This is a genomic window from Mycobacterium sp. (genome assembly GCF_008709575.1).
GTDB lineage: Bacteria > Actinomycetota > Actinomycetes > Mycobacteriales > Mycobacteriaceae > Mycobacterium.
The window spans coordinates 59,209-69,790 of record NZ_VYIK01000009.1 but is presented as its reverse complement, the minus strand read 5'-3'; the positions used below and the strand labels follow the sequence as shown (position 1 = coordinate 69,790).

General features: G+C 62.5%; 9 protein-coding genes. 2 read left to right on the top strand and 7 right to left on the bottom strand.

Annotation, left to right across the window (positions count from 1 at the left end):
• Positions 1-323: transposase (locus F6Q13_RS03530; protein ID WP_293052294.1), on the top strand; the 323-nt coding region annotated here is incomplete at its 5' end.
• 212 nt (positions 324-535) lie between these two features.
• On the top strand, positions 536-2,032 hold the full coding sequence (gene zwf, locus F6Q13_RS03525; RefSeq protein WP_293052291.1) for a glucose-6-phosphate dehydrogenase: 1,497 nt from the start codon (positions 536-538) through the stop codon (positions 2,030-2,032).
• A 63-nt stretch (positions 2,033-2,095) separates the two neighbouring features.
• On the opposite strand, the gene F6Q13_RS03520 is transcribed toward zwf, so the two are convergent.
• Genes F6Q13_RS03520 through F6Q13_RS03490 form a run of 7 tightly spaced genes read right to left on the bottom strand, consistent with a single transcriptional unit; the run spans position 2,096 to position 10,543 of the window.
• The gene (locus tag F6Q13_RS03520; RefSeq protein WP_293052288.1) at positions 2,096-2,443 is read right to left on the bottom strand and encodes a metal-sulfur cluster assembly factor; all 348 of its coding nucleotides are present in this window, start codon (positions 2,441-2,443) and stop codon (positions 2,096-2,098) included.
• Positions 2,418-2,900 (bottom strand): Fe-S cluster assembly sulfur transfer protein SufU, encoded by a 483-nt coding sequence (gene sufU / locus F6Q13_RS03515; protein WP_293052285.1) that lies wholly within the window; start codon positions 2,898-2,900, stop codon positions 2,418-2,420. Before sufU ends, F6Q13_RS03520 begins: the two co-directional genes overlap by 26 nt.
• Before the next feature lie 3 nt (positions 2,901-2,903).
• Positions 2,904-4,178, bottom strand: coding sequence for a cysteine desulfurase (locus F6Q13_RS03510; protein WP_293052282.1), 1,275 nt, complete (start codon positions 4,176-4,178; stop codon positions 2,904-2,906).
• Between the two features lie 2 nt (positions 4,179-4,180).
• The gene (gene sufC / locus F6Q13_RS03505) at positions 4,181-4,957 is read right to left on the bottom strand and encodes a Fe-S cluster assembly ATPase SufC (RefSeq protein ID WP_293052280.1); all 777 of its coding nucleotides are present in this window, start codon (positions 4,955-4,957) and stop codon (positions 4,181-4,183) included.
• Positions 4,954-6,108, bottom strand: a complete 1,155-nt coding sequence (gene sufD, locus F6Q13_RS03500; RefSeq protein WP_293052277.1) for a Fe-S cluster assembly protein SufD — start codon at positions 6,106-6,108, stop codon at positions 4,954-4,956. Before sufD ends, sufC begins: the two co-directional genes overlap by 4 nt.
• Entirely contained in the window at positions 6,105-9,794 is a 3,690-nt protein-coding gene (sufB, locus tag F6Q13_RS03495; protein WP_293052274.1) for a Fe-S cluster assembly protein SufB, read from the bottom strand. The genes sufD and sufB overlap by 4 nt, the downstream gene beginning before the upstream one ends.
• On the bottom strand, positions 9,791-10,543 hold the full coding sequence (locus F6Q13_RS03490; protein ID WP_293052271.1) for a metalloregulator ArsR/SmtB family transcription factor: 753 nt from the start codon (positions 10,541-10,543) through the stop codon (positions 9,791-9,793). The genes sufB and F6Q13_RS03490 overlap by 4 nt, the downstream gene beginning before the upstream one ends.
• Between the last annotated feature and the right edge of the window lie 39 nt (positions 10,544-10,582).

Here is a 10,582-nt window from a genome sequence, read left to right as displayed (position 1 = left end):
ACGCCCGCGTGGAAGACCGCATCCGCCAAGCCAAGGCCACCGGCCTGCGTAACCTACCGTTTCACTCGTTTGCCGCCAACGCGGCCTGGCTGCAAATCATCATGGCCGCAACCGATCTGATCGCCTGGGCCAAACTCATCGGGTTCACTGAGCAGCCCGAGCTGGCGCGCTGCGAGATCGACACCTTCCGCTACCGGGTGCTGCACGTCGCCGCCCGCCTCACCCGCGGCGCCCGCCACCGACGGCTCCGCATAGACGCCACCTGGCGCTGGGCACAGGCGATAGCCACCGCCTGGACCCGCATCCGCGCCGCATTCACCTAAACCGCGGTCCCCTGTCCCGACGAGACGAAAGACCCACCGGCCTTAGGAAAGCCCGCCCCACCGGAGCGACACCGGACGATCCGTCACACCCACCTGCCACAATCGACACCCACCAGCCGGCCAGCAACCGGCTCCGAGCAACCCCGCCAGGCCATGTGAAAAATCGAGGTTAATCGCCTCGGCTGCCGAACAATTGTAATAATATCACGAGAGTGACGATCTCTTACCCGGCACCTGATCAACGCAGACATCGCCTGGATATCGAGCCGCCCGATCCCCATGTCATTGTCCTCTTCGGTGCCACGGGCGATCTGGCCAAACGAAAACTGATCCCCGGATTGGCCTATTTGAACCAGTCTAGTTTCGCCCCCGACATCGAAATCGTTGCGACGTCGTTGGAAGATCTGAGTGACGACGAATTCTTGAACCTGGCCAAATCTGCGATCGACTCGTTCGGTGTCCACAAACTCACTCCCGACCAATGGGCCAACTTCGCCAAGACCGTGCGTTACGTGCCGCAGAGCGCCGGACCCGAAGCGCTCGCCGCGGCAGTCGCTGAAGCCGAGTCCCATCTGGGACCCGATATTCGGCGTCTACATTACTTGTCGGTCCCCCCGAATGCTGCGCGCTCTGTCATCACACTATTGCGTGAGGCCGGCCTCATCGAGCGCTCTTGCGTGGTGCTGGAAAAACCGTTCGGTACCGATCTTGCAAGTGCGGTTGCGCTTAACAACTTCTTGCACGAAACGTTCGACGAGAGTCAGATTTTCCGTATCGACCACTTTCTGGGCAAAGAAGCGGCGCAGAATATTCTGGCTTTTCGCTTCGCCAACGGTCTTTTTGAACCGATCTGGAACCGCAACTTCATCGACCACATTCAGATCGACATACCCGAGACCCTCGGCTTGGGCGAGCGGGCGAACTTCTACGAAAGCACCGGCGCTTACAAAGACATGGTCGTGACACACCTGTTCCAAGTAATGGCGTTCGTGGTGATGGAACCGCCGACGGCACTCGAACCGCGCGCTATCAGTGAAGAGAAGGACAAGGTGTTCCGGTCGATGTTGCCGGTCAAGCCCACCGATGTGGTGCGCGGCCAATATAACGGCTACCGCAACGAGGCGGGAGTGGCAAAAGATTCTGATACCGAGACGTTCATCGCGCTTAAGATCGGCATCGACAACTGGCGTTGGGCCGGCGTACCTATCTATCTTCGCACCGGCAAGCGGATGGCCGAGGGGATCCGCATTATCTCGATCGCCTTCAAAGAGGCGCCGCGAACGATGTTCCCGCCCGGCTCAGGGGTCGGAACGCAAGGTCCCGACCACCTCACCTTCGACCTCGCCGATAACTCGAAGGTGTCGTTATCCTTCTATGGCAAGCGACCCGGACCCGGCATGAAACTCGACAAATTGTCCATGCAGTTCTCCTCGCAAGAAATCGACACCGTTGCCGACGTGCTTGAAGCCTACGAACGTCTCATCCTCGATGCAATGCGCGGTGACCACACCCTGTTCACCACTGCCGAGGGCATCGAATCATTATGGGAGCGTTCGAAGGAACTGCTCGCCGATCCGCCGCCGGTCAAGATGTATCAGCCCGGCACATGGGGCCCCAACGCAATTCACCAATTGATCGCGCCCAATGCGTGGCGGTTGCCGTTTGAACGGGAGTGGCGGGAAGCCAGATACCATCAGAAAGCCAATTGATTCGAGACGTGTCTTGGTGTTCAACGAAGAACCGGGATGATGTGCCGGGCCAAGCGGTGCCTGTTACACGGTGAACCCGAGCGCGCGCAGCTGGTCACGACCGTCGTCGGTGATCTTGTCCGGGCCCCACGGCGGGTTCCACACCCAGTTGATCCGCAGCTCGTCGACCAGACCGGTGCCGATCAGCGCGGCACGCGACTGGTCTTCGATCACGTCGGTCAGCGGACAGGCCGGCGACGTCAGCGTCATGTCGATCAGCGCGACGGTGCCCTCCTCGCCCTCTTCCAGGCTCAACCCATAAACGAGTCCCAGGTCGACGACGTTGATGCCCAGTTCGGGGTCGACCACGTCGCGCATCGCCTCCTCGACGTCGGCCAGCAATGCGTCATCCGATGCGGCGGTGTCGCTCATCCTTGACCTCCTCGAAGCGTTCGGTCGCCTGCGCCAGTGCGTCTTTGAATGCCATCCAGCCCAGCAGTGCGCACTTCACCCTGGCGGGATATTTGGCCACCCCGGCGAACGCGATGCCGTCGCCCAGGATGTCCTCGCTGCCTTCGACAGTGCCCCGCGAGGACACCATTTCGGTGAACGCCGCGACGATGGTGAGTGCCTCGTCCACACTGTGACCGATCACCTGCTCGGTCAGCACGGAGGTGGCCGCCTGGCTGATCGAACATCCCTGACCGTCATAGGAGACGTCCGCGATGTGCTCGCCGTCGTCGGCCAATGCCACCCGCAAAGTGATCTCGTCGCCGCATACCGGGTTGACGTGGTGGACTTGGGCGCCGAATGGCTCACGCAGCCCGCGATGCTGGGGATGCTTGTAGTGATCGAGAATGACGTCCTGATAAATTTGTTCCAGCCGCACGGGTCAGCCTCCTGTGAAGAAGTCCACGGCGCGCTGCACGCCGGCCACCAGCCGGTCCACCTCTTCGATCGTGTTGTACACCGCGAACGACGCTCGCACCGAGGCCGCCAGCCCGAACCGCCGATGCAGCGGCATCGCGCAATGATGCCCGACTCGCACGGCGACGCCGTCGTCATCGAGAACCTGCCCGACGTCGTGCGCATGCACCCCGGACACGACGAACGACACCGGCGAACCCCGGTTTTCCATCGATGTCGGCCCAATGATCCGCACGCCCTCGATCCCGGACAGTCCGTCGATCGCGGCCGCAACCAGCTCACGTTCATGGTTTTCCACGGCCGCCATGCCGATTGCGCTGAGATAACGCGCAGCCGCGGCTAACCCGACGACCTGTGAGGTCATCGGGGTACCGGCCTCGAAGCGCTGCGGGGCGGGGGCAAAGGTGCTTGCCTCCATCGTGACCGTCTCGATCATCGAGCCGCCGGTGAGAAACGGAGGCAGCGCCGACAGCAGCTCCCGCCGACCGTACAACACACCAATCCCGTTGGGGCCTAGCATTTTGTGACCGGAAAAAGTTGCGAAATCGACTCCGAGTTCATGCAGATCCACCGGCCGGTGCGGTACCGATTGGCAGGCGTCGAGCACCGTGAGCGCACCTGCCTCGTGTGCTCGGCCGACCAGTTCGGCAACTGGTGCCAACGCACCGGTGACGTTCGAATGATGGCTGAAGGCAACGATTTTGACGTTCTTGTCCAGCTGCAGGGAATCCAGGTCGATGCAGCCGGCGTCCGGCCCGTCGCGCCTCACCTCGTACCAGCGCAATGTGGCGCCCGTGCGCCGGGCGAGCTGCTGCCACGGAATCAGGTTGGCGTGGTGTTCGAGCTCGGTGGTGACGATGACGTCTCCCGGGCCGACCGCTCGCTCGAAGTGATTGTCGCCCAGTACGTAAGACACCAGGTTGAGCGCTTCGGTAGCGTTCTTGGTGAACACCAGCTCGTCGAGGTCGGCTCCGACGAACCTGGCGATGTCGGCGCGACCCTGCTCGTAGGCGTCACTGGCCTCTTCCATCAGCTGGTGCGCACCCCGGTGCACCGCGCCGTTGGAGGTGATCAGGAATTCTCGCTCGGCGTCGAGCACCTGCACCGGCCGCTGTGAGGTGGCGCCGGAATCCAGATAGGCCAGCTGCTTTCCTCCTCGCATAACCCGTTGCAGGATTGGAAAATCAGCGCGGATCGCCGCGAGATCGAGCAGCGGTCGTCCTGCTAACGTGGTGTCCATCGCTAAGATCCGGCAGCTGCCGTTTCGGAGAAGCGAGTGTAGCCGCGTTCCTCGAGTTCGTCGGCCAGCTCCGGACCACCCGATTCGATGATCCGCCCGTCGACGAGCACGTGTACGAATTGCGGCTGAATATAGCGCAGGATCCGCGTGTAGTGGGTGATCAACAGGATCCCGCCGTGCTCGGACTCGGCATAACGGTTGACCCCCTCGCTGACCACCCGCAGCGCGTCGACGTCCAGGCCCGAGTCCGTCTCGTCGAGGATCGCGATCTTGGGTTTGAGCAATTGCAGTTGCAGGATCTCGTGGCGCTTTTTCTCGCCTCCGGAGAATCCTTCGTTGACACTGCGTTCTGCGAAGGACTGATCTATGTCGAGGGCCTCCATCGCGACCTTGACTTCTTTGACCCAATGCCGCAGCTTCGGCGTCTCGCCGCGCACCGCCGTCGCTGCGCTGCGCAGGAAGTTCGACATCGACACACCCGGAACCTCGATGGGATACTGCATCGCCAAAAACAGTCCGGCTCGGGCACGTTCATCTACGCTCATGTCCAAGACGTCCGCACCGTCGAGTGTGATCGACCCTGAGCTCACCCGGTATTTCGGGTGACCGGCGATGGCGTAGGACAGAGTGGACTTCCCCGAGCCGTTGGGACCCATCAACGCGTGGGTCTCCCCCGAGCGCACTACCAGGTTGACGCCGTTGAGAATAGGAATATCACGCTCGGGCTCCGACGGGTCGGTGACACTGACGTGCAGATCTTTGATTTCCAGTACGGTCATGAAGCTGTTGCCTTCTCTGTGATGGCTAGTTCGTGTTCGATCGCTGCACTCAGGCGATCCCGCACCTCGGGTACCTCGATCTTGGCGATGACCTCGGCGAAGAAACCCCGCACTACCAGCCGGCGAGCCTGCTCTTCGGGAATCCCACGAGAGCACAGGTAGAAAAGTTGCTCGTCGTCGAATCGCCCGGTGGCGCTGGCATGCCCGGCGCCGAGGATCTCGCCGGTCTCGATCTCCAGGTTGGGCACCGAGTCGGCTCGTGCCCCGTCGGCAAGCACCAAGTTGCGGTTCACCTCGAAGGTGTCGGTGCCGGTGGCCTGCGCCCGGATCAGCACGTCGCCTACCCAGACGGTGTGCGCTTCGGGCCGGTCTGACTCCGGATCACCTTGCAGTGCACCTTTATAGAGGGCATTTGATCTGCAGTCGGGGTAGGCGTGGTCGACCAGCAACCGCGACTCCAGATGCTGGCCGTCGTCGGCGAAGTACAAACCGTACAGCTCGGTGTTCCCTCCCGGAGCGGCGAACCTCACGTTGGCCGACATCCGAACCAGACCACCACCGAGGGTCACGGTCGTGTGGCGCAATCCCGCATCTTTGCCCAACCGGGCGTGATGCATGCTCACGTGCACGGTGTCGTCCGCCCAATCCGCCAGCCACACCACCGTGAGTCGCGCCGCGTCGGCGACGACGAATTCGACGTTGTCGGCGTAGGTTCCGCTACCGCGCTGGTCGATGACAACGACGGCCTGGGCGAGTTCCCCGACCCGGATCTGCAGGTGGCCGTAGGCCACCGCACCCGCGCCGGGGCCGTCGATCCTGATGCGGACTGGCTGGGCGATCTGCGTGTCCCGGTCAATAGTGACCAACGTCGCGGAATCGAATGACGAAAATGCCTGCGCGGCAACCCGATCAGTGGGCTTACCGGCTTCGCCGAGCCGCTTGTCTCCGCGCCGCACCTGTTCGACACGCACGCCGGGACATTCGGCGACGGTGACACCGGCTCGGCCGGTGGCGGGCGCCGAACCATCGTGGAGGCCGCGCAGCCGCCGCAATGGAGTGAACCGCCAGATCTCGTCACGATGCCCGGGAACCTCGAAAGCGTCGACGTCGAAAGAAGAGAACAGCTCGCCCTTGTTGAGTGCGACCGTCATCCGACCGCACCCTCCATTTGCAACTCGATCAGCCGGTTGAGCTCCAAGGCGTATTCCATGGGCAGCTCTTTGGCAATCGGCTCGACGAAGCCGCGCACCACCATGGCCATCGCCTCGTCCTCGGTCAGTCCGCGGCTCATCAAATAGAACAGCTGGTTCTCGCTGACCTTGGACACGGTGGCCTCGTGGCCCATCGTGACGTCATCTTCTCGGATGTCGACGTAGGGATAGGTGTCGCTGCGGCTGATCGTATCGACCAGCAGTGCATCGCATTTCACGCTGGAACGCGAGCCGTGCGCACCTTTGTTGACCTGGACCAGGCCTCGGTAAGAGGTGCGGCCCCCGCCGCGGGCCACCGACTTGGACACGATGTTGCTCGACGTGTTCGGTGCCAGGTGCAGCATCTTGGCGCCGGCGTCCTGGTGCTGACCCTCCCCGGCGAACGCCAGCGAGAGCACCTCGCCCCTGGCGTGCTCGCCGGTCATCCACACCGCCGGGTATTTCATCGTGACCTTGGAGCCGATGTTTCCGTCGATCCACTCCATGGTGGCGCCGGCTTCGGCCCGGGCCCGCTTGGTGACCAGGTTGTAGACGTTGTTCGACCAGTTCTGGATCGTGGTGTAACGCACGCGGGCGTGCGGTTTGACGATGATCTCCACCACCGCGGAGTGCAGGGAGTCCGACTTGTAGATAGGAGCAGTGCAGTTGTGCACCGCAAAGCCATACGCGAGATAGCTGTCAGGCTCTTCGACATCGAGGTTGTACACCGGCTCGTGCGCCTCGCGCACCCCTCGCTTCTTGATCGGCACGGCGAAGTAATCCCCGCAATCGCGGGCCTGCTTCGGTCCATGGCCGCCCTCGTTCCACTGGACCTGGTAGATGTCCTTGCGAACGATGTTGCGGCCCATGATCACGCCGGGGCCACCGGGCCGACGCAGTTCGACGGTCGCGTAGTGGCCCAGCTGCGCAAGGATCGACTGCAGCTGGAACGCCCAGACCCGCGACGTGGTGTGTACGCGCTTCCACAGCGCACCGCCGCGGCGGGTGACGTTGCCGTCGCCGTTGACATAGGCCTCGACCAGCTCCCGCAAAAACGTCTCGTCTTGGCGCATCAAGAGATCCGACAGTTTCTTGTTCGACGATCCGATGCCGACGTTGTCGCGCATCGCGACATAGCCCGCCTTCGTGTAGACGGTGACGCGCGCCGAATGCTTGTGCTCCTCGATCAATACAGAACCCGACTTGTCGTACAGCGACTTGCACGCTTGACGTACATCCTCGACCTTCTCGAACTCATCGCTGTGGAACGAGAAGATCAGCGACTCACAGCCATTCGTGAGACAGGCATGACCCTCGGCGAGGTAGTAGCCCGCAAGCCGCGCGAACTCGAGCGGCAGAACCGTCTTGTGCGGGACAGGCTTCGGTTTCGGATAGACCAGGAAGTCGCCCTCGGCGACTTCCTTCGCCGGGATCCAGCGCGGCTCCGCCTCCCGCAGTTTGGCAGAATTCACCTCGGGCTGCCACCCGTTGCGGGGCTTACGCGCTACCAGCACTTCATCGCGCGGTATGACTAGCAGCGGGTGCTCGGCGGTGACCGAGAACCTGTTGGCAGGCGACATAGGCGTGAAGGTGAACAGCTCGCCGTTGAGGTCGCGCATTTGCACAGCGTTCACGCGGTGCGGCCGCCCGTCGTGGCCACTGACGTAGTCACCGACGCGGATCGATTCGATGGGTCGCAAGTCGCCGTCGGCGGTCGTGACGAGCTCGCCGGCCGGCAGGCAGCCCTCGACATAGTGCACGTAGGCCCCTTCGTCGGCGATGATGAGCGTCCGCTCGAACTGGCCCATGTTCTCGGTGTTGATCCGGAAGTAGGCCTGCAGCGGGATGTCGACGTGCACACCGGGCGGGACGTAGATGAAACTGTTGTGTGCCACGATTCCATTGGCCACGAAGTTTTCAAGTCCGACGACCTGGATGTCGTAGGTCGGCTTCTCGCCCACCAGTGCCTTGCTCTTCAAACGGGCGAAGCCGACCGTATCAGTGGATAGTGACGAGAAATTCAGTCCAGTGGCGGCGCAGTACCGCTTACCTCTTCCCTTGCCCGCCGGCTTTCCGCGCTTGTTGGGGGAACGGGTACCAACCCGGTCGAGGCTGCCCTGAATCCGAAGCCGCCAGTTTGTGCTCGTCACGGTGTGGCCATCTTTGAACGTCGCGGTGCGCGACCGCTCGACCAGTTTTCCGTCGGCGTACAGACCACATCCGATCGCCAACAGCCTGATGTCCTCCAGCAGCTCACGGTTAGCAAGCTCGATCGACATTGTGGCACCGTTTTTTTCGGTCCAACCATCAGCGTCGACAAGTCCACCGATGAGGGCGAGCTGATGCTCATGCGGCAAGCTGTGCACCCAAGCAGGGACCCGTTTGGTTTTCGCGTGCCCGACGAATCCAAGTTCTTCAAGCCATGTCCCGAAGGCTTTGGAACTCACGATGAATCCACAACCCACCGGTGTGACATTCGTGCCGAACTTTTCGCTCAGTACCCGAATGGCAGTGTGGTACACCGGATCGTCGGATGGGATCGAGAATGAGACTTGCCGCATGTGGTCATGTGGCGCAGCGGTGTGGCCATCGCCCAGCCATAACCCGAAGAGCCAAAGCAGATCGATACTGCTCTGGTGTGGAAAATCGAGACGCTGCCGAGAATGATTCTTGATGTAGGTTTCGGGCTCGGGGAAGAAAACGGTTCCACCGTCATCGGGCAGAACGCGAGCGATCGCGATCGGCTCACCGGGTGCGATGTCGTCCAAGGGCGCCCACACAGACGTCCAACGCGTTCGCTTGCCCTCTCGCACTCGCCGTGCCACCAGGAATTGATGGTTCCCAGTCGCTTCGAGAGTTCGACCCCCAACCTGCATTTCATAGACAGGCTTAGTGCCGCTCGCGACCTTTGCCAACACCTTGCCCCGCTCAAGTTCACGCGCAACGTTGAGGCCGAACACTTCATCACCGACTTGGATGTCGGCAATACTCACCAAGCCCTTGCCCTTGACGTTGATACGCGCGTCGGCTGTCAGGCACCCGCCACTCCACACTGCGGTGTTCAACGCAGAAAACTTGTTATCGCCCGCAGGAATGACCGTGCCGAAATATTCTCGGAAGATATCTGGGTGCTCCCGCAAACCGGTATCGGTGTCCAAGAATATGACTCCCTGGGCCTCTAAATCCTCTCTGATCTGGTGGTAGACAACCTCGCTTTCGTACTGGGCCGCTACTCCGGCAACCAGTCTTTGCTTCTCGGCTTCGGGGATTCCCAGCCGGTCGTAGGTATTCCGGATATCCTCCGGCAGGTCATCCCACGTCGCGGCCTGCTTCTCGGTGGAGCGCACGAAGTATTTGATGTTGTCGAAGTCGATGCCCCCGAGGTCGGAGCCCCACGTGGGCATCGGTTTGCGCTCGAAGATACGCAGCGCCTTCAGCCGGTTCTCCAGCATCCACTCCGGCTCGTTCTTCTTGGCCGAGATGTCACGGACCACCGCCTCGGACAAACCGCGTTGCGCGCTGGCGCCGGCCACGTCGGAGTCGGCCCAGCCGTAGCTGTAGCGGCCCAGCGACGCGATCGCCTCGTCCTGCGACAGGGCCTGCCTGGCCAACCGCTCGGCCGGCGTGATCTCGGGGGTAGTCGTCATGACGACGCTCCTTGCTTGCTCGTGGTGGCTTCGACTCCGGCTGGGCGTCGAAGTGCGGGTGTCGTGGCGGTCAGCGGGACGTGCGTGGTACAGGCGCAGTCGCCGTTGACGATCGTTGCCAAGCGCTGCACATGGGTTCCGAGGACGTCGGACATCGCCTGCAGCTCGGTTTCGCACAGCTCCGGGAATTCCTCGGCCACATGAGAAACCGGGCAATGATGCTGGCAGATCTGCACACCGTCAATCCAACCGTGTACCCGCGTGGTAGTGGCGACGTAGCCGGCCTTGGTCAGTGCCGCCGCGACCCGGTCGGCCTTGACTTCCACGTCGGCGGCGGACTCGGCTGCACCGGCCAGGATCGCGTCGATGCGCTGACGGGCGAACCTGCGGACCGCCTCTTCCCCCCCGATTTCCCGCAGTTGGCGCATCGCCGCCGACGCCAGGTCGTCGTAGCTGTGCTCCAGCTTGCCGCGACCGGTGGCGGTCAACCGGTAGCGCTTCGCCGGACGACCCCGTCCCGCCTGCTGCCATGCCGCCGCCGGAACGGCTTCCGCCTCACCGGCCTCGATCAGCGCGTCCAGATGACGGCGCACGCCCGCGGCGGACAGGCCTAAGCGATCACCGATCTGCCCGGCGGTGATCGATCCGGACTCCAGCAACAACCGCACGACCGCGCGTCGGGTGTGGCCGTCGTGCGTCGACACCGCGGCGGCCGCTTCGCCGCCCACAACATCGGGCCGGAATTTCACAACACCAGTGTGACGCAATTACGCCTGCGGGTCCAGCCG

What these genes read in the sequence shown, in the direction of transcription:
- sufC (WP_293052280.1), bottom strand. Translation starts at nt 4,957, where the DNA reads ATGACCGTACTGGAAATCAAAGATCTGCACGTCAGTGTCACCGACCCG.
- sufB (WP_293052274.1), bottom strand. Translation starts at nt 9,794, where the DNA reads ATGACGACTACCCCCGAGATCACGCCGGCCGAGCGGTTGGCCAGGCAG.
- F6Q13_RS03510 (WP_293052282.1), bottom strand. Translation starts at nt 4,178, where the DNA reads ATGGACACCACGTTAGCAGGACGACCGCTGCTCGATCTCGCGGCGATC.
- F6Q13_RS03520 (WP_293052288.1), bottom strand. Translation starts at nt 2,443, where the DNA reads ATGAGCGACACCGCCGCATCGGATGACGCATTGCTGGCCGACGTCGAG.
- sufD (WP_293052277.1), bottom strand. Translation starts at nt 6,108, where the DNA reads ATGACGGTCGCACTCAACAAGGGCGAGCTGTTCTCTTCTTTCGACGTC.